This window comes from Desulfobotulus pelophilus (genome assembly GCF_026155325.1).
Taxonomy (GTDB): Bacteria; Desulfobacterota; Desulfobacteria; order Desulfobacterales; family ASO4-4; genus Desulfobotulus; species Desulfobotulus pelophilus.
Genome location: NZ_JAPFPW010000010.1, coordinates 24184 through 42574, shown reverse-complemented (window position 1 = coordinate 42574; position 18391 = coordinate 24184). Strand labels below are relative to the sequence as shown.

General features: G+C 48.9%; 18 protein-coding genes. 3 read left to right on the top strand and 15 right to left on the bottom strand.

Features of this window, described 5'->3' with window-relative positions; all coding sequences use genetic code 11:
• The first annotated feature begins 29 nt into the window (after positions 1-29).
• A complete protein-coding gene (locus OOT00_RS09685) occupies positions 30-2762 on the top strand; it encodes a hybrid sensor histidine kinase/response regulator (protein WP_265425176.1) in 2733 nt (910 codons plus the stop codon).
• Between the two features lie 20 nt (positions 2763-2782).
• On the opposite strand, the gene OOT00_RS09680 is transcribed toward OOT00_RS09685, so the two are convergent.
• The 4 genes from OOT00_RS09680 to OOT00_RS09665 form a co-directional block, all read right to left on the bottom strand.
• Entirely contained in the window at positions 2783-4804 is a 2022-nt protein-coding gene (locus OOT00_RS09680; protein WP_265425175.1) for a SpoIIE family protein phosphatase, read from the bottom strand.
• Positions 4805-4903: 99 nt separating this feature from the next.
• A complete protein-coding gene (locus OOT00_RS09675; RefSeq protein ID WP_265425174.1) occupies positions 4904-5305 on the bottom strand; it encodes an ATP-binding protein in 402 nt (133 codons plus the stop codon).
• 9 nt (positions 5306-5314) lie between these two features.
• The gene (locus OOT00_RS09670) at positions 5315-5647 is read right to left on the bottom strand and encodes an STAS domain-containing protein (RefSeq protein ID WP_265425173.1); all 333 of its coding nucleotides are present in this window, start codon (positions 5645-5647) and stop codon (positions 5315-5317) included.
• 92 nt (positions 5648-5739) lie between these two features.
• Positions 5740-6171: a cupin domain-containing protein gene (locus OOT00_RS09665; protein WP_265425172.1), complete on the bottom strand. Its 432-nt coding sequence runs from the start codon at positions 6169-6171 to the stop codon at positions 5740-5742.
• 159 nt (positions 6172-6330) lie between these two features.
• Between OOT00_RS09665 and OOT00_RS09660 the strand changes: the two genes are divergently transcribed.
• Complete coding sequence (locus tag OOT00_RS09660; protein ID WP_265425171.1) at positions 6331-6702, top strand: cupin domain-containing protein; 372 nt, start codon at positions 6331-6333, stop codon at positions 6700-6702.
• A 43-nt stretch (positions 6703-6745) separates the two neighbouring features.
• On the opposite strand, the gene OOT00_RS09655 is transcribed toward OOT00_RS09660, so the two are convergent.
• Entirely contained in the window at positions 6746-7681 is a 936-nt protein-coding gene (locus OOT00_RS09655) for an alpha/beta hydrolase (RefSeq protein ID WP_265425170.1), read from the bottom strand.
• Between OOT00_RS09655 and OOT00_RS09650 the strand changes: the two genes are divergently transcribed.
• Positions 7682-7873 (top strand): hypothetical protein, encoded by a 192-nt coding sequence (locus OOT00_RS09650; protein WP_265425169.1) that lies wholly within the window; start codon positions 7682-7684, stop codon positions 7871-7873.
• 326 nt (positions 7874-8199) lie between these two features.
• On the opposite strand, the gene OOT00_RS09645 is transcribed toward OOT00_RS09650, so the two are convergent.
• The 10 genes from OOT00_RS09645 to OOT00_RS09605 form a co-directional block, all read right to left on the bottom strand.
• The gene (locus tag OOT00_RS09645; RefSeq protein ID WP_265425168.1) at positions 8200-8835 is read right to left on the bottom strand and encodes a M48 family metallopeptidase; all 636 of its coding nucleotides are present in this window, start codon (positions 8833-8835) and stop codon (positions 8200-8202) included.
• Positions 8836-8936: 101 nt separating this feature from the next.
• Positions 8937-9167 carry a four helix bundle protein gene (locus OOT00_RS16445; RefSeq protein WP_368407590.1) on the bottom strand — a complete coding sequence of 77 codons (231 nt, stop codon included), beginning with the start codon at positions 9165-9167 and terminating at the stop codon, positions 8937-8939.
• Between the two features lie 169 nt (positions 9168-9336).
• Positions 9337-12651: a type I restriction endonuclease subunit R gene (locus OOT00_RS09640; protein WP_265425167.1), complete on the bottom strand. Its 3315-nt coding sequence runs from the start codon at positions 12649-12651 to the stop codon at positions 9337-9339.
• Positions 12648-13391 (bottom strand): Fic family protein, encoded by a 744-nt coding sequence (locus OOT00_RS09635; protein ID WP_265425166.1) that lies wholly within the window; start codon positions 13389-13391, stop codon positions 12648-12650. The genes OOT00_RS09640 and OOT00_RS09635 overlap by 4 nt, the downstream gene beginning before the upstream one ends.
• Before the next feature lies 1 nt (position 13392).
• On the bottom strand, positions 13393-13647 hold the full coding sequence (locus OOT00_RS09630) for a DUF1016 N-terminal domain-containing protein (RefSeq protein WP_265425248.1): 255 nt from the start codon (positions 13645-13647) through the stop codon (positions 13393-13395).
• A complete protein-coding gene (locus OOT00_RS09625) occupies positions 13647-14108 on the bottom strand; it encodes a hypothetical protein (RefSeq protein ID WP_265425165.1) in 462 nt (153 codons plus the stop codon). The genes OOT00_RS09630 and OOT00_RS09625 overlap by 1 nt, the downstream gene beginning before the upstream one ends.
• Positions 14105-15160, bottom strand: coding sequence for a virulence RhuM family protein (locus OOT00_RS09620; RefSeq protein ID WP_265425164.1), 1056 nt, complete (start codon positions 15158-15160; stop codon positions 14105-14107). The genes OOT00_RS09625 and OOT00_RS09620 overlap by 4 nt, the downstream gene beginning before the upstream one ends.
• A 268-nt stretch (positions 15161-15428) precedes the next feature.
• Positions 15429-15560, bottom strand: a complete 132-nt coding sequence (locus OOT00_RS09615) for a DUF2188 domain-containing protein (RefSeq protein ID WP_265425163.1) — start codon at positions 15558-15560, stop codon at positions 15429-15431.
• A gap of 2 nt (positions 15561-15562) precedes the next feature.
• Positions 15563-16789 carry a restriction endonuclease subunit S gene (locus tag OOT00_RS09610; RefSeq protein WP_265425162.1) on the bottom strand — a complete coding sequence of 409 codons (1227 nt, stop codon included), beginning with the start codon at positions 16787-16789 and terminating at the stop codon, positions 15563-15565.
• Entirely contained in the window at positions 16786-18375 is a 1590-nt protein-coding gene (locus tag OOT00_RS09605; RefSeq protein WP_265425161.1) for a type I restriction-modification system subunit M, read from the bottom strand. The genes OOT00_RS09610 and OOT00_RS09605 overlap by 4 nt, the downstream gene beginning before the upstream one ends.
• Positions 18376-18391 lie beyond the last annotated feature (16 nt).

Genomic DNA, 18391 nt, shown 5'->3' with positions numbered 1-18391 from the left:
GCCTGAACTGCCGCATGAAGAGGAGCCCTATGAAGCCTTATCCCTTTTCAGTGTATCGCTTTCTTACCAGGCCTTCCTTTCTCTTTGCCGTAACCATGTTGCTGCTGTTGCTCTGTTTTCTGTTGTTTGTGCTTTTTTCAAGACTGGAAAGCCGGACAACTCTTCTTGAGGTGGCAGCCCTTCAGTCCCGTACTCAGGCACGTATCCTTGCAGAACATGCCTCCGGCCTTTTTCGTGCCATTGATATTTCCCTTTTGTCTATCCTCACCTCCCTTGAAGAGATGCCCGGCCCCCAGAATTCCGAAACCGAACACCTGATCCGCAGGCACATTCTTTTTCTGCATCAGATGAATAAGGTTTTTATCCTGGGTGTGGATGGAGGCATTGTTTTCCGTTATCCCGTGGGAGATTTCACTGCAGATGATGGTACAGATACGGACTATTTTCTCCGTACCCACAGGGATGCCATGATGGATTTTGATATCAGCGTTGCGGAAAGGGAAGAGACGGGAGGGCTTGATATCCGGTTCAGCCGCAGAATGGAAAATTCCCTCGGAGATTTTCAGGGTGTTGTGGTGGGCCTGGTGGATTTTGATTATTTTCGGGAGCGCTACCGGGAATATGAACCCGGAGGGCTGGATGCCATTGTTCTGTATAATTCCGATGGCCGTATTCTGACCGGCTGGCCGGCATTGGGGAGTATGAATGATGGGAGGACTGCGCTTGATTTAATGGATGTTGCATATTTTCGAGGATTTTTGCTGGATGCACTTACGGCGGGGGGCATGCGTTCCTTTGAGAACAGGCAGTTTCTGGTAGCCACCTGCCAGTTGCCGGACTTTCCTTTTCACATGGGTGTTGTTCTGAATAAGGAAAAGGTCCTTGATAACTGGCACAGGGAGATGCGCCTTGTACTGCTACTTTTTGTTGTTGCTGCCATGTCCCTTGGAATTATGATCCTCATTCTTCAAAGGCAGCTTGCCAGGCAGAAGGAGATGGAAAAACGGGCTGTACGTTTTCGTGCCAGAGCGGAACTGACTCAGCTTATGAGAGAAATTGCCATTGCTACGCAGGAGGCCGATGACCTTGAAGGCATTTCGCGGGTTTTTCTGGAGAGGAGTTGTGATTATGCCGGATGGGAGGCGGGGTTTTTCCGGATTCAGCAGGAGGACGGCGATGGCAGACGAGAGGTCCGCTATTATAAACATACACCGGACAATGCCTGGGAGAGCTGGATTCAGGCTCTTTGCTTGCAAAGTAATCTGGAACAATTTTCTTTTGCAGACAAAGCCTTGTCCTTTGCCCCAGCCGGTGCACCTGATGGAGCGGAGATGTTTTTTCGCTGGGGTTCCCATGCATCTGTTCGGCGGGTGTGCATTCTGCCGGTTTCCGACAGACCTCATATAATGGCCACCGCTTTTTTCTTTTCTGTTTTGCCGGATGAAAAAGACCCCCAGATTCTGGATATCATGATGCAGGCGGCGGCCTTTGCGGGCAGGGCCATGGAACGAAAGGTAACGGAAAAACAACTGAAGGCTTCCCTGAATCTGCATAAGAAGATGCAGGTTGAGCTGGCCCGGGCCAAAGAAAAGGCAGAGGCGGCCAGTGAAGCCAAAAGTGCTTTTCTTACCCACATGAGTCATGAGTTGCGCACGCCCATGAATGGTATTTTAGGCATGGCAGACATTCTCATGCAGACCGGTCTGGATCATGAACAAAATCATTATGTACGTATCGTTCAGAACAGCTGTCTTTCCCTTCTGACAATTGTGAACAGCCTGCTGGACCTGGCTAAAATTGAGGCAGGCCAGCTTTGTCTGGACAATGTGACATTTCAAATCCGGGAACTTCTGGAAGATTTTTTTCTACCCATGGAGTTGATGGCCCGGGAAAAAGGGCTTGTTTTTTCCTGGGAAACGGACCGCCATGTGCCCGAGGAGCTGGTGGGTGATCCGGACAAACTCCTGCGTATTCTGAGCAATCTCACGGGGAATGCCCTGAAGTTTACCCATTCGGGCAGTGTGAGGATTCGTGTTTCCGTGATCCGGGAGGAAGGCAGCGAGCTGATTCTGTATTTTGTTGTAAAAGATACGGGAATTGGCATTGAAAAGGAAACCATACCCTTTTTATTCAAGCCTTTTTTCCAGGCAGATCCGTCCATTTCCCGTACCTACGGTGGTACGGGGCTGGGGCTGGCCCTTTCAAGGCAGCTTGCGGAAAAAATGGGGGGAGGCATGGGGGTAGAAAGCAGAAAAGATGAAGGGGCTGAGTTCTGGTTCACCGTAACCCTGCAGAAACCGGAATGCCCGGATGGCAGTGAGATACCGTGGAAAGAAGTAAGTCTGCCAGAAACCATGTTACAGGCGGATCAGAAAAAGGCGCGAATTCTTGTGGTGGAAGATGATGTAACCAGCCAGCAGGTGATGCTGGGGTTTCTTAACAGACTGGGGCTGAGGGCTGATCTTGCGGGAAATGGGAAAAAGGCTCTGAATCTTCTGGATGCTGGCGGCTGGGATCTTGTTCTCATGGATGTACAGATGCCGGAGATGGATGGTGTGGAAACAACCCGAATGATCCGCAGTGGTATTCTGAATGGGATTTCGGCGGATATTCCCATTATTGCCATGACAGCCTGTGCCAGCAGAGAAGATCATGTCCGTTGCCTTAAGGCAGGAATGAACGCAAGGCTCATCAAACCCCTTTCCCTGCAGGATCTTGCGGAAACTCTCCGTGTATGGCTTCCCGCAAAGGAAAGGGACTGAAAAAGATCAGGCACGGAGGATCAGGAGACAGGTCCCGTATAGCGCAGGCAGAGCATGGTAATATCGTCGGATGGTTCGGCTTCCCCCACATGCAGAGCCACATCCGCATCTATTTCTTTCAGAATGGCTTCAGGAGAAAAACCCTGCAGGCGATCAAGCAGGTTGAGAAGTCTGGGATCCGTATAGAGCCTCTGTTCCGTATCCATGGCTTCTGTTATGCCATCCGTGTAGAGAAAAAGGGTATCTCCGGGATGAAGCGCTGTTTCGAGAACATGGTAGGGCATATCTTCCATGGCTCCTACCAGGGGACCGCTGCGTCCTGTCAGGAAAATGGCTTTGTCGTCCGGAGTCATCAGAACCGGAGGGTTGTGCCCGCCATTGGCATAGAGAAGGTGGCCGGTTTCCAGATTGAGGATACCGATGAAAAGTGTGACGAACATGGAGTTCGGGTTGCTGGAGGCGAGGTCGTTGTTCATGGAAGCCAGCATTCTGGCAGGATCTTTTTCCCGTGCGGCCGCTGCCCGGAGCAGGGTTCGGGTGATGGCCATGAAAAGCGAAGCAGGCACCCCTTTACCGGACACATCCCCCACAGCAAAGCAGAAATGGCTGTCATCCATAAAGAAAAAATCATAGAGATCGCCTCCCACTTCCCGTGCCGGTTCCAGGCTGGCATGCAGATCAAATTCCCTATGATTGGGGAAGGGGGGAAAGGTTTTGGGAAGAAGTCCCAGCTGAATTTCCCTTGCCACACCGAGTTCTCCTTCCATCCGTTCATTGATGGCTGTGGTTGCCACAAGGGAACGGATATTTTCCCGCAGGGAGCTTTCCATAAAGATAATGGCTCGGGCCAGGCGTCCCACTTCATCCTTGTGGCAGTCAGGGAGGTGGGCAATGACCGCACAGGCTGTTTCACTGGATGTGAAATCCGTATCCGGCAAGGCTTTGGCAAAGGATGCCAGAGTGTTGAGGGGTCGGGTCATGCGTATGGAAAGCCAGAGGCCCACAAATAGGCTGATGCAAAAAAGACTGGCAATAATCAGGGTCAGGCGTGTGACAAGCGCTTTTGCAGGGGCATGGGTTTCATCCGTATGGGCCATAACGGCAAGATACCAGCCGAGGGCGGGAAAGTAGGTACACAGGATTTCCCGTTTCCCAGGGCTCTGATTCTCATCGGGTAATACAAGGGTGAGGGAAGCGCCCCTGCCGGATGAAGCCAGATCCTTCAGTGTTTGAAAAAGAGTGGCGTCCCGTTCCTGAAGAGCTGTGTGCAAAAAATCCGGATTTTCCCTTGCCGGCGGGATGAGGAGATCACCTTGCCTGTCAAAGAGGAAGACAGAACCGGATTGTCCTATATGGATGTTTCTGAAGTTGGCTTCGAGATTGTTCAGCAGTTCTGTTTGCTTTCTTTTCCCTTCCAGTTCCAGTGCTCCGATGTCGGCGGTGGCACCCAGAATCCAGTCCATTGCCGGATAATGTACAAACCATCCATATTTTTTTAAAGGTTCACTCTGTTCATCAAAGGCCCAGAAAAATGTTGTGCTTGCCTGTCCCAGTCGTTTGGCTTCTCCGTGGATTGCCTCCCCGAGGGGAATGCCTTTGATGTCTTTGATCAGGTTCACGTTTTTTCCCCTGATACCGGAGTCCGGATGGGCCATCATGTGCCCCCTGGCATCGAAAACAAGAAATTCCGTACCGTTGACAGAGGCCAGCTGACTCACCCAGTTGAGGGCCCGCTGTCGGGTTACGGCATTATCGCCGGAGCTGAATATTTCATCCAGTCCCATCCGGGCTACCAGTACCATGCCTTCAAGGGTCCTGCGATGGGCCATTACCGCATCCACACGGCTGTAAAGCAGGTTGCGGTAACCGCTTCGTATGTTCATTTCCGTAAGTTCAAGAATGTTGTGGATGCTTCTCTGCTCCGCTTCAGACATGGCACGGACGCCGTCTTTGTGGGTGAAGTAGAGAACAGGCACCGCCACAAGGGTCAGGGTAAGTACAACGAGAATACAGATTTTGGTTTTTAAGGAGTTGATTACCATACCACCTTTTCCTCGGAATACCCTGACCGGTTAAGGGGCCTTTGAAACCGGATTCATGAAGGATTTCTTTCTGGGATCTATTGCTGATGAACTGGGATGTCAAAGGGCAAAAAACATGCGAAGGAGATTGCAGTTGTTTTCCCTGCGATAATCCACTCTGTCCGGCAGTTTCCGTATGAAATGGACGCCCAGGCCACCGATTTCCCTTTCTTCGATGCCCAGGGTTGTGTCGGGCTCCGGCAGGGAGAGGACATTGAAGGGAGCTCCTTCATCCCCGATTTCCAGCATGAAGAAGTTGTTATCTCTGCCGCACCGTATATCCGCATGACCTGTATTTCCCGGATAGGCATAGGAGCATATGTTGACGAAGGCTTCCTCAAGGACAAGGGAAATCCTTGAGGCTTTTCCAGGGTCAAGGCCAAGCTCTTCGGCCTGATGCTCCGTGAACTGCACAACGGCATCCAGATGGTCAAGACTGGCGATAACCCGGAGTGTTTTCATGTCCTGGCCTCACTTCAAGTCGGCAAGAGCAGCATCAGTTGAGTCGTACATGGTAAAAATGGAACCAAAGCCAGAGATGTCGAATACTTCCCGAACCGTTCCATTGACATTGGCCATGACAATTTTACCGGATTTACCCTTGAGGGTCTTGGCTGTTGCCAGAATAACACGGAGACCGGCACTGCTGATATAGTCCAGACCGTTGCAGTCAAGAATAAAAAGGGATTCTTTTTCAATCAGTTCTTTCATGGCGTTTTCATAGGCAGGGGAGGTGACGGCGTCCATTCTTCCCTGAACAGAAACAATGACAGCTCCCTCTTTTTTGATGCTGGTGATTTCCATGGAACAATCCTTTGTCAGAAATGGTAGGGTAAGGGGTATGGAATATGAAAACCGGAATAATAGTGCAGAATCCGGCGTCCCACCCCTGATTTTTAAGGCTGCTGGGTGATGGTTACGGGAATGTCTTCTTCCCCGGCATAAAACACGATGATGTGGGCAGGGTCTTTCCCGATGCTTTCACCCCAGTGCCAGGTTTGTACGACTTCCACAATGGCTTCACCGGCATCAAGATTCAGCACCTGCCCGTCAGTGGTCTGAACCCGAAGCTGACCGGAAAGGAGCACACCGGCATTGATGACAGGATGTTTGTGAACGGCCAGTTTCTGGCCTGGAGGAATGGTAATGCTGAGAATACGGATTTCGGGCTGTCCTTCGGGATAGGGAGGCAGCAAAGCTCCGTCCCAGCTGTGCTGGGTTCGGGCCAGCTCCTTGACCACAGTTCCTGTTTCTTTGGCCGGAACGGCCTGGGTGAAAAGAAAAAGAAAACAGCACGGCAGAATGAAGGAGATGAGATTCTTTTTCATTGATGGGAATTTCCTGTGAGCATGATTGGTGAGAAGACCCTGAAGAGTACATAAACGATATACGTTCCGTATTCAATCGTCATGATGTCCTTTGTGGTATTTCAGGTGCGGAATCTCTATATATGTTAATCCCTATTATGGAAAGAAGATACTGATAAGATGGAAGAAAAAGTGATAGCAGGTAAAAAAACGAATCCTTTTTATACAAGAGAACATTGTTGGGTGGAAGAGCTTTCCAATTCTGCGTCGGATCCGGAGCTTTCCATTGCCCGCATCCGGGTTGCTGCCGGTGTTACCACGGAGCTTCACAGGCTGAAAGGTACGGCTGAACGTTATCTGATTCTTTCTGGCAGGGCGCGGATGGAGCTCGGGGTTCAGCCAGCTGTGGAAGTGGGGCCAGATGATGTGGTGCTGGTTCCTCCGGGATGCTCCCAGCGCATCTGCAATATAACGACGGAGGATTTGATTTTTCTGGTTGTCTGTACTCCCCGTTTCCGTCCCGAAGTCTACGAAGCTCTGGAGGAGCCATGAACAAAGCCCCTGATCCCGGGAGAACGGTTCTCCCGGTCAGTTCTTACCTGTTCAGGAAATTGGCGGTCATGGCATAGAAGGACTGGCATGCATCGGGTACCAGATCCTCCAGATTTAAAAAGGCATGGATCATATCGCTGAAATCGTGATGGCGGACGATCATGCCCTGTTCACGAAGTTGTTTGGCATAGGCGGCTCCCTCATCCCGCAGGGGACAAAAACCGGCAGTAACCACAAGGGTTTCCGGAAAAGGAGCCTCCGCATTCATAAAGAGGGGAGATGCCTCTTTTCTGTTTTCTCCCTGCTGAAAATAGTTGGCAAAGTACCAGAGGATTTTTTCTTTTTCCAGAAAAAAGCCCTTCCCGTTCTCGCTTACCGAAGGGAAGGAGAGGGTATAGTCCAGGCTGGGATAAATGAGAACCTGCCTGTGGAGCCGGATTTCCGGTTCATGGGAGGCTCTGTGACTGAGGCTGGCGCAGAGAGCGCCACCACCGCTGTCTCCTGCAGCAGAAAGCCTTCCCGTATGGGCGATCTTCAATTTTTCCAGGAGAGGAAAAAGGCCTCTGGCAGCATGGATCACATCCGTAAATCCAACAGGATAGGGACATTCCGGTGCTCTGCGGTATTCCACGGAAATGGTTATGTGCCCGGATGTCCGGGCAAGCCGCCGTGCTATGCCGTCGTACACATGGATACTGCCTGCCATGTGACCGCCTCCGTGGATAAACAGAAGGAGGGGCAGGGTCTGTTCCGGATCCGGGTGATAGATACGAACGGGTACTTCCCATTTCGGGCCGGGAATGAGGGCATCCATCACTGCGGCCACAGGGCAGGGTTTTGTGACAAAGGTCCGGGTAAGGGTGGAAAGCCCCTCCCTTGCATTGGCAAAGGTGGGCTGGCTGCCGTTTTTTCGGAAGGTCTCCGCGGTCATACGGATCTGCTCCAGAAAGGGCAAGAGTGCTGGCGACGGGTTTTTCATGTGATATCCTTTCCTCTTCTTTGTATGGGGCTTGCAGCAAGGGTCTGGGTAGCCGGTGGCATTATTTTGACCCTCAAGGCCTCGTACCGTGCAGAGTTTTTACAGAGTAAGAAGAACCAGAGGGAAGCCATTGCTCATAAGCTTCAGATTTATCACCAGTCTTCTATGGCACTGGACCTGTTTTATTCTTGAATACCTGCCAAGAGTTAGGGCCTGTGGACGCACGAAGAGCACAAAAAAACATGGAAAGAAAGCAACCCGTAACCTGATGATGAATGTTTATTGCAGCGTGGTCGACGACCGGCTGTGCCATGAGAGTGATAAGCCCGTTATGGGCCTGATTGGGAACAGGAATGGGAAGGGGTAGAGGTTGCGGCATGTTCCCATTGCCTGATCAGGAATTACTTTGCATCATATGCCCGGTGATCTGTTTGGCGCGGAGTTTTTTTTCAGTGCCCTTCAAAGATGGCGGTCTTGACCGATCATAGAGCGGTTTGTCATTTTATGGGATTTTATGGTCACAGCATACTCCGTTCGAGTTTGTGTTTGATCTTTTCCCAGCCCGGAATGAGAGAGTCGAGGAGCTTATAAAATTCAGGTCCATGATCATGACATTTCAGGTGGCACAGCTCATGGGTAACAACATAGTCTATGCATTCTTTAGACGCTTTGATGAGATCTGTATTGAGGGTTACTGTGCCCTTGTCCGAAAGGCTGCCCCATCTTTTTTGCATTCGCTTAATGGATAACGTTGGCTTCTCAATGCCCGGACTACGGAACTTCTGCCAGCAGCGATGCATACTTTCTGCAAACTGGAGCTGTGCCTTTTCTGAATACCACTGATTTAAAAGTTTCCTTGCAGTATCTGGAGTTGGCTCGTTCCGGCAGGTGATATGAAAAAAACCACGGGTCAGTTTTACGGAGTTTTCCTGTCCTTGGGTCACTTTCAGTCGGTATTGCTTTCCAAGATACAGGTGGGTCTCTCCGGTCACGTAGCAGCGCTCAGGTGTCTTTGGATTAAACTGCTTAAAATAATTCAGTGTCTTAAGAATCCAGCGAGCCCGTTTTATTATTTTCCTTTCTATCACTGTGATATCGGACTCTACCGGCGCTTTGACCATAACCGTGCCATCAGGATGCACGGCTATTTCCATGGTTTTTCTGTCACAGTACAGCAGGCTGTAAAATATGATCTTTTGCCCATATCTTATTTGAGAATGGATAATGGATAATGGAGAATGATTGCTTTTTTGCATCAACGTACCGTCTTTGATCTGGAGGATTTGATTATACTTGTTAAAAGTTTCAGTAATTCAGTTATATCAGGATTAATGGATTTAAATTCTGTATGATTAATAATTTCTGCCTCATGCAGCAGATCTATCCAGTAGTCCGTTTCATTTGCTTCTTTCAGAGCAATAGCCATTTTGTGTATAAAATCGGCTTGACTCTCCGCCTGTTCAGTTTCCCTCACTAAAGCCCCAATCGCAGTTCCAGAGCGAAGCAGTTGCTTGCTTAATACAAATTCTTTCTTTTCCGTGTTAACGATAACGGCATAATTTCACAATCCGCAATGCAAACAAAAATGATTTGTCCCTGACAGCATTTTTTTGTCTGAGACCTGCTTCCCATTCTCCATTGTCAATTATCCATTCTCAATTATTCCTGTGCTTTGCCACCTGCAAAACTTTCTCGATGAGCTCATCCATCTGATCCAGCGACAATTCGATGCTCTTTTCTGTTTTCAGCTCATCATAGAGATAATCATCAATTTCGTTGATCACCTGTTTCTGGGCGTCTTCATCCTCCCAGAAGTGAACTTTGTTGTGTTTTTCCAGTATGGCCTGAATAGTTAACGCCGCATCCGCTGCCGCCTCTTCAGCAAATGCTGAATTCGGAGTGCTCTGTTCTGAGTTGTTTTTCAATTCATCCTTTATCACTGAGCATTCATCACTCGCCAGAAATGGTATCAGCACACCGAAATAAGCCATGGCATCTTCATTTCCGGAAAGCTTATCCGGGACGTCATCATGCACCTTGAAGACAACCTTGTTACGGATATCCACGACTTTGTTCAGGTAATCCAGATCCGATATTCTTTTAGCCCTGAAATCTTCAATGGCCTGCTGGATCAGTTTTGAGAATTTTTCATAAAAGGCAGGGTCTTCATTCATCTTTTCCGTAATGACCTTCTTTGTGGCATGGGCAATGGTGTCTGCTTTTGAGCCCGTTGTTTTTTTAGAGCCGAAGACTTCCTGCTCTTCTTTTACCATCATGAAGGCGGCATCATCAAAAATATTAACCGGCTCATTCAGCTGAACCACCTCATTGGCCTGAATGTGGGTGTCCAGCAGTTTTTTGATTTTTGGCTCATAATCCCGGTAATCAATGGCCTCTGCATAGCGGAGCTTGACGGATGCCTTGAGTGACTGGAATTTCCGAAGGTCTGCCTTGTATCGGGATAAGGTTTTATCGTCGATTTGGGTCAGAAATTTTTCGGAAGAGAGTGCGATGGCCAGTGTTTTACCGAACTCTGAAAGGCGACCGTAAAACTCTTCCCTTATGCTCTCATCACCAAGAAGCACTTCATAGGCCTCTTCATCACAGGAATGCTTCACCGGTTTGAACAGATCCCAAAGATCAGAATACCGGCCGGGCAGTTTTTCGGCCTCGCTGTGAATGGATGTCAGGGTGCCAGCCAGATCGGATTCATCGAAGCCTTCAAATGCGCTGTACATGGTAAGGGCCTTATCCAGTTCACCCAGTACGCTTGCATAGTCTATGATAAAACCAAATTCTTTGCTTTCATGCAGCCGGTTGACACGGGCAATGGCCTGAAGCAGTGTGTGCTCCCTCAGCATCCTGCATAAATAGAGGACTGCGTTTCTGGGGGCATCAAAACCCGTGAGCAGCTTATCAACAACAATGAGGATTTCAGGATCGCTGCCGTGTTTGAACTGGTTAATGAGCTGCTTGGTGTATTCTTCTTCACTGCCATAGCGTTTCATCATCTTTTGCCAGAATTTGACGACCTCATCCTTTGTTTCATCATCGGTCTCTTCATAGCCTTCACGCATATCCGGCGGTGAGATAACAACTTCGGAACTGACCATGCCAATTTCATTCAGGCAGGCGTTGTACCTGAGTGCGGATATTTTGTTCGGTGCCACCAGCTGTGCCTTGAATCCTGTTCCCTGCCAGTTGGAGCGAAAGTGCTCGCTGATGTCAAAGGCTCTCATGTAAATGACCTGATCGGCCTTGTTCAGCATTTCCGCCCGTGCATATTTGCGTTTCAGATCCGCCTGCTGTTCTTTGGAAAGCCCTTGCGTGTGCCGCTCAAACCACAGATCAACAGCTTTTTTATTCTGGGTCATCTCCACATGCCGCCCCTCATACAGAAGCGGAACCACAGCACCGTCTTCAACGGCCTGTGTGATGGAATAATGGGGTTCGACAAGCTCACCAAACTTTATGAAGTTGTTCTTCTCTTTTTTCAAAAGCGGCGTGCCTGTAAAGCCTAAATAACAGGCATGGGGAAACATCTGTCTCATCCGGGCAGAAAAGGAACCGAACTGGGTACGGTGGCTTTCATCCACCAGAATGAAAATGTCGGGGGATGCATCCTGATATTTTTTTACCGCATACGCCTTGTCGAATTTGTGAATGAGGGTTGTGATAATTCCTGATTTTTTTTCAGCAACCAGTTCCAGCAGGTTTCTGCCTGATGTTGCCCGGTTTGCATTAAGGCCACAGGCGACAAAGGTGTTTCCAAGCTGTTTGTCGAGGTCATCACGGTCTGTCACAAGAACAATGCGGGGGTTCAAAATTTCGGGATCAAGGGCCAGGTTCCGGGCCAGCATCACCATGGTCAGGGATTTTCCTGACCCTTGCGTGTGCCAGATCACCCCCCCTTTGCGTGAACCTGCGCTGTCAAAGTGTTTTACCCGGTTCAGGGTGGATTTGATGACAAAATACTGCTGATACCGGGCAATTTTTTTGATGCCTCCGTCAAATACCGTGAACTTCCACGCCAGTTCCAGAAGCCTTTCCGGGCGGCAAAGGGCATACAGCGCAATATCCTGTTCCGTCACCATTCTATTTTTGGGAACCACGGAACACACGGAATACACAGAAAAATTATTGGGATCTATTTCGTGCCGAAGAGAATCCTGAACAAGCTCATGTAACTTTTTGTACGCAATATTTTTTGTTCTGAAGTGCTCTTTTTCTGATTCCGTGTGTTCTGTGTATTCTGTGGTTATATCTTTAGTGGTTAAGCCCGGCTCTTTCCATATTCCCCAGAATTTTGCAGCAGTTCCCGTTGTGGCGTACATGGCGTTGTTTTTATTCAGAGCCAGCACCATTTGGGTGTAGGTGAAGAGTTTGGGAATATGCTCATCATTCTGATTTCTGATGGACTGGGAAACGGCCTGTTCCACTTCAATATGGGGGGCCTTGCATTCAATCACGCAAAAGGGAATGCCATTGACAAAAAGAACGATATCCGGACGGACGGTTTCCGTTGAACGCGTTCGTTCAACACGGTATTCCACCGTTACATGAAACCTGTTACGACCGGGGCCACTTCCAGATTTGGGCCAGTCGATATAGTTTATATTAAAGCTTTTCGAATCCCCCTCAAGGGTCTGCTCCATGGCCGTCCCGAGGGTAATCAGGTCGTAAATGGCCTCGTTGGTCTTTAACAGTCCGTCGTATTTGATGTTTTTCAGCTTCTGGATGGCCGACTGCACATTCTCTTCGCTGAAGAGGTACTCGTCTCCTTTGTAACGAATACGGTTGATTGCCTTGAGCTGACTGCGCAGAATATTTTCCAGTAAAACATTGGATGTTCGGTTTTGTCTTTCCTGCAGTGCTTCAGCCGGTGTCAAAAATTCAAAGCCAAGGCTGATCAAAAGCTGCAAAGCCGGGATTTGGGAAAGATGCTTTTCATTGATCGGAAAGGTATTCATGGGTTTACTCCCAATGCGTGCCAGTAGGGTCTGAATCCTGATTCCATAATATCTCCAATAAGGATCAAAAACGGATCGTAATTATTTTTCGTGTGGGCTGTATCCAGTGCCTCATAATATTCCAGACGTTTTTCCACAGGAAGAATCACCGGCGGGAATCCGCTTTTCATCAATTCCAGATTCATCAGCAGCCGTGATGTTCTGCCATTGCCGTCCACAAAGGGATGAATTTTTACAAAATCAGCATGAACACGGGCGGCCCGTTCTACCGGATGAAGAGATTTGGCCCCGGTCTGATACCAGTGAATGAAGTCTTGCATTTCGCTTTGAACCTGTACGGCATCTGGCGGTATATGATCGGCACCGGAAATGATGACATTGGTTTTTCGGTAGGTACCCGCATTTCTGTCATCGATATTTTTCAGGATCAGCTGGTGAATGGAGGTAATCTGCCATTCAGATAATGTCTCATTTTTTCTGACCAGATCTTCCACAAAAAAAATGGCTTCCCTGTGGTTGATCACTTCAAAATGCTCCCGCATGGTTTTTCCGCCAATGGTGATTCCTTCCAGAGCAACCTTGGTTTCTTTCAGCGTCAGCGTGTTGCCTTCCATGGCATTGGAATGGTAGGTCCAGCGGAGCACCAGATCTTCGTGGAGATTGGAAACAATCTCCGGGGGCAATGGCCGGAAGGCATCCAGTTTTTGTTTTAATTTGTCTAATTTATTGAACTGTATCATTTTACAGGTCTCCTGCTTTTATCCACGATAAGCCAGACTTTGAACTTGGTGCCAATTGATTTGTAATCTGGGGAATAATTCGGCCTTTGTTTTCGTCCCCGATCTGGGGACGAATCTCGATATACTCAAAAAAAACGCGGCAGTACTTCAGATTGGTAACAGAAAAACCCTGCATATCTGGAAATTCTTTTTTCAAGTCAGAAGCAAGGTGTTCCAGAAATTTACTTCCCCATACCGCATCTTTGCCGGATATCATCACGATATGGGTGTTGGAAGGTCTTCCGGCATGGTGCCGCCCAGCTCTTCGATGGTCTGGCGTACTTTCTTTCCAACTTCAAAATGGGTTGCATTGGCTTTGGTTTTGCCCTGAATATTTTCCCTGCGGAGCTTATCTTCGGTCTGTGTGGCACGGAAGAGGTTGGCAGCCAGCTCGGTGCTGCCCATGTTGTCGAGAATCTGTTGATTTTTTTTCAGTCCTTTGCGGGCATGGATGCCCTTGGCGTCCAGTCCGCCGTAAAGTCCCTTGTAGCCATGGTTTTGAAAGATGGCAAAATCAAGGTTGGATTCTACGTCTGCGGCGAGTTCTGAATTATGATTGCTCGGTGTTGAGTTGTTTTTTAACCACGAAAGACACGAACTACACGAAATGAAAAACAGTTTTCGTGCCTTTAGTGCTTTTCGTAGTTCTAAAAAATATTGGTGTAAATCCGTATTCATTCGTGGTTTCCTCTTATTTTTTGTCTGTCGTGCTTTAAGGTCTTGGCGGATTGAGTCAGGTCGTCGATATAGTGCTGATCTGCCTTTTGTTGTATTTCCTGCCTGCGTTTTTCGGCAAATTGATCGTATTGAAAATTAGCAAAGCCTAATGCAGTTTCCCGGCTGACACTTCCGGCATTTTCAAGGACTGGCAGTTCGACATCGGCAAGGAATTTATCGAGGAAGTTTTCCCAGTCTGCCATCTGGATAGTCTGTCGTCTTTTTGCACGGAATTCGGCCTGATCCAGAAACATGACCGTGATTCGATTCAGGGTGTCAATCTCTTCTTTATCCAGATAATTTTTGGCGGTGCCGATATCGGTTTTCAGCACCCGAGAGCCTTTCCAGCTGGTGAGTCCCATATTGGGTAATTCGGCATTGGCGCGTTGTTTGACAATTTCGGCTGCGGTCAAACCGGTAGCGGCATAGTGCATCTTATTTTGCATGGTGGCAAAAAAGAGCTGGGTTTGTTTTTCGCCTTCCTGATAGTCGCTGGCCAGTGCAAAGATATTTTTGATCATCAGATAAACACGGGCTTCGCTGGCACGGATTTCCCGGATGCGGGCCAGAAGTTCGTCAAAATAGTCAACGATTCCGGCGTTCCCTTTGAGGCGTTCGTCATCCATGGTGAAGCCCTTGACCAAATATTCTGAAATCCGCTCATTGGCCCATTTTCGGAACTGACTTCCCCGTCTGGATCGCACACGAAAGCCGACAGCAATGATCATTTCCAGATTATAATGATCTATCAGGCGTCCCACCTGCCGGTTTCCTTCCGTTTGAACTATTCGGAATTTCCGAATAGTTGCCTCTGGCTGAAGCTCCTCGTCCTCGTAAATATTTGCTATATGTTCATTTATGGTTGGAATGGCAACTCCGTACAGCTCTGCCATTAACTTTTGACTCAACCAGACGCTTTCCCCTTCCAACCGCACCTGAACCGGGCTGTCCAGCCCCTGTCCCTGATACACCAAAAGCTCGCCCTTGGGCGGTACGTTGTTGTTACCTGGCATAACTTCCTCCCTCAACGACCATTTCGAGCAAAACGCTCTTCATTTCATCCTTCAAACTTCTCTCTTCATACTTGATTCGTGGTTATCTCTGAATTTGTTGAAGCTTTTCCGCCATTATCTTTCGGACTTCTACCAGCTTTTTTTCCAGCGTATCAATTTCCTTCTGCACCGCATCGATGTCGATTTCCTCTTCAAAGGTGTCCACGTACCGGGGGATATTGAGGTTGAAGTCGTTTTCTTTAATTTCTGGAAACTCGGCGGCCTGTGTCTACAGCTCTCGTTCAATATCAATGGCCTGCGCCTGTGTGCGGGTAACTTTGGTCGCCTTGCTGTTACCTTCGCCTTTAACCGCCCAGCCATCGGGATGTTTTACAACGTGTTGATTTTTACCTTTAGCCATGATTACGCCTCCATGTATTGGTTAACGATTTCCGGTTTTACCCGCCATTCCCCGGTGAGCATCTTCTGCATCAGGCCGCGCTTCTGGGTTTTGTATTTATTTGCGAGCTGTTTTAGCAGGTCGATTTCTTCTTGAGCGGTATTCAGAGCAGACTGAATCTTTTTCTGTTGGTCTTGGGCCGGAAGAAAGAGTTTGATTCCGAAAAAATCAGACTTCGTAATGTTCAAGAGTCCGTGACTTCTCGCACCCTCTTGACAGACTGCACGCAATTCCCGGTTTGCCGCACCAGACTCGAAGAGGTGAAGAAGAAAATCGGATTCACAAGGGGCATTCGGTTTCAATGCAAAACAGAGATACAAGGTCGACAATACGCCTTTTTCATATCTGTCCAAACGCTTTGTAGCACCATAGGGGTATCCCTTGGCGGAACTTCGATTGTAAGCAAATTCACCCTTGTTCAGAAGGTAGTAACCTGTCACATTTTCGGCCGACACGCTTTTATTGTAATACTCAAGCTGACTGACTAATCCGTTCTGAGCAGAGGATGTCAGTACATTGGTATTGTTTTCCCCATTCTTGCGAGAAACCAAGCTGCAAAGGTCACTAAGGTTGTAACCTTTCCAAGTATGGTTGCTACGTCCCTGATGGATTAGATCATTTAACAGCCGCTTAAACCCCTTTTCCTTTGCCTGAATCAGCCGTTCGGTTTTCTCGATGGCCTCATCCCAGGTGGACAACAGATCGGCAATCGCTTTTTGCTCTGGCAGCGGGGGAAGCGGAATGTCCAAAGCTTTCAACTCATCTAAATCAAATTTTCCCGCGCCAATGCCAGTGCCAACAACTTTGTTCAGCAGAAATCGTTGGTGGGCCAAAAACCAGTAAAGCAGATAAGTTGGTGTAATTTTCCCATTAATACTCAAAGCTTTGACATCTTGATTAAAGGCAACGTCACGCTTGCAAATACAGATAGGCACCTTTTTCCAAAGCATGCTGCCTCTAACAAGCAGAAGTAGATCATTTTCTTTTGCCAGTTTCGAGCCAGCCTTCAAGCCATCTTCTGAAATATGCAATTCGGATGTTACTATTTCTTGTTGGTGCATTGTTGCAGCGCTAATCCATGGAATATCACCCTGCCAATACTCTGGTTTTGCTTTTGAAGGCGTTCCCCCAGAACTAAATTGCACCAGTTTTTCAAGGCGCTTTATTTGCCACGATACAGGTAGCTTCATCGCTGAATCTCCTTGAGCTTCTCAGCCATCTTTACCCGCACCGCTGCCAGCTCTTTTTCCAGATCATCAATTTCCTTCTGCACCACATCGATGTCGATCTCCTCTTCCTCTTCAAAGGTGTCCACGTACCGGGGGATATTGAGGTTGAAGTCGTTTTCCTTGATCTCGGCAAACTCGGCCACATGGGCATATTTTTCTTCTTCGGCCCGGGCGGCGTAGGTCTCCATGATCTTGCCGATATGCGCTTCCGAGAGGGTGTTCATGTTTTTCCCGGAAACAAATTCCCGGCTGGCATCAACAAAGAAGACGTTTTTACAATGTTCACGAACGCCGCCTTTTTCGCGGGAGCGGTCAAAGACCAGAATGGCCACCGGAATGTTGGTGGTGGGGAAGAGGTTGCCCGGCAGGCCGATCACGGCATCCAGCAGGTTTTCCTCGATCATTTTCTGGCGGATACGGCCTTCGGCTGCGCCCCGGAACAGCACGCCATGGGGAACCACCACGGCAACCCGGCCCTGCTTTTCAAGGGCGGTTTCCACCATGTGGCTGATAAAGGCCCAGTCACCTTTGCTTTTGGGCGGAACACCACGCCAGAAGCGGTTGTACTGGTCGCTCTCGGCATTTTCGGCACCCCATTTGTCCAGTGAGAACGGAGGATTGGCCACCACGCAGTTGAACTTCATGAGCCGGTCATTTTCCACTAAGAGCGGACTGTTCAGGGTGTCGCACCATTCCACCCGGGCACTGTCAAAGCTGTGCAGGAACATGTTCATCCGGCAGAGCGCCCATGTGCTGCCGTTGGACTCCTGTCCGAAGAGGGCAAAGTTGCGTTTTTCCTGAGAGCTGTCCGCATTACGGGCCACCTCTTTGGCCGCCTGAATCAGAAGGCCGCCCGATCCACAGGCCGGGTCACAGATGCGGTCGCCCGGTTTGGGGCCTGCCAGTCTGGCCACCAGCTCGGTCACCTTCAGCGGGGTAAAGAACTCTCCTGCCTTTTTTCCGGAATCGGAGGCGAAGCGCTCAATCAGATAGATATAGGTATTACCGATCACATCCTCGGACACGAGGCTGGGCTTCATGCTGAGCTGGGGCTTGTTAAAATCTTCCAGCAGGGTTTTCAGGCGTTTATTGCGATCCTTTGTCCGCCCGAGGTTGGCCTCGCTGTTAAAGTCGATATTGCGGAACACCCCTTCGAGCTTGCTCTTGTTGTTCTCTTCAATATGGTCGAGCACAATATTGATCAGCTCACCGATGTTGGCGGCGGACCGGCGATCATAGAGGCTGTAATAGGTGGCGGGAAATTCATCCAGAACCGTCTCTATGCCGGTTTCCGTATTTTTTTCGGTGAGTTTTACCATGGGGAGAACAAAACGGTCGCGCTCCAGTTTCCGCTGGATACGAACCTCATCATCCCCATACTGTTTCCGGTATTCTTCGTAGTGATCCTGCCATACATCGGAGATGTATTTCAAAAACAGCATCACAAGGATGTAGTCTTTGTACTGCGCCGGATCAACAACGCCCCGGAAGGTGTCACAGGCCGCCCATGCTGCATTGTTGATATCTTTCTGTTCTATTTTATTCATGATATTTCTCCTTGAT

Coding starts and splice junctions, on each gene's coding strand:
- OOT00_RS09685 (WP_265425176.1), top strand. CDS start 30: ATGAAGCCTTATCCCTTTTCAGTGTATCGCTTTCTTACCAGGCCTTCC.
- OOT00_RS09680 (WP_265425175.1), bottom strand. CDS start 4,804: ATGGTAATCAACTCCTTAAAAACCAAAATCTGTATTCTCGTTGTACTT.
- OOT00_RS09675 (WP_265425174.1), bottom strand. CDS start 5,305: ATGAAAACACTCCGGGTTATCGCCAGTCTTGACCATCTGGATGCCGTT.
- OOT00_RS09670 (WP_265425173.1), bottom strand. CDS start 5,647: ATGGAAATCACCAGCATCAAAAAAGAGGGAGCTGTCATTGTTTCTGTT.
- OOT00_RS09665 (WP_265425172.1), bottom strand. CDS start 6,171: ATGAAAAAGAATCTCATCTCCTTCATTCTGCCGTGCTGTTTTCTTTTT.
- OOT00_RS09660 (WP_265425171.1), top strand. CDS start 6,331: ATGGAAGAAAAAGTGATAGCAGGTAAAAAAACGAATCCTTTTTATACA.
- OOT00_RS09655 (WP_265425170.1), bottom strand. CDS start 7,681: ATGAAAAACCCGTCGCCAGCACTCTTGCCCTTTCTGGAGCAGATCCGT.
- OOT00_RS09645 (WP_265425168.1), bottom strand. CDS start 8,835: ATGGAAATAGCCGTGCATCCTGATGGCACGGTTATGGTCAAAGCGCCG.
- OOT00_RS09640 (WP_265425167.1), bottom strand. CDS start 12,651: ATGAATACCTTTCCGATCAATGAAAAGCATCTTTCCCAAATCCCGGCT.
- OOT00_RS09635 (WP_265425166.1), bottom strand. CDS start 13,391: ATGATACAGTTCAATAAATTAGACAAATTAAAACAAAAACTGGATGCC.
- OOT00_RS09630 (WP_265425248.1), bottom strand. CDS start 13,647: ATGATATCCGGCAAAGATGCGGTATGGGGAAGTAAATTTCTGGAACAC.
- OOT00_RS09625 (WP_265425165.1), bottom strand. CDS start 14,108: ATGAATACGGATTTACACCAATATTTTTTAGAACTACGAAAAGCACTA.
- OOT00_RS09620 (WP_265425164.1), bottom strand. CDS start 15,160: ATGCCAGGTAACAACAACGTACCGCCCAAGGGCGAGCTTTTGGTGTAT.
- OOT00_RS09615 (WP_265425163.1), bottom strand. CDS start 15,560: ATGGCTAAAGGTAAAAATCAACACGTTGTAAAACATCCCGATGGCTGG.
- OOT00_RS09610 (WP_265425162.1), bottom strand. CDS start 16,789: ATGAAGCTACCTGTATCGTGGCAAATAAAGCGCCTTGAAAAACTGGTG.
- OOT00_RS09605 (WP_265425161.1), bottom strand. CDS start 18,375: ATGAATAAAATAGAACAGAAAGATATCAACAATGCAGCATGGGCGGCC.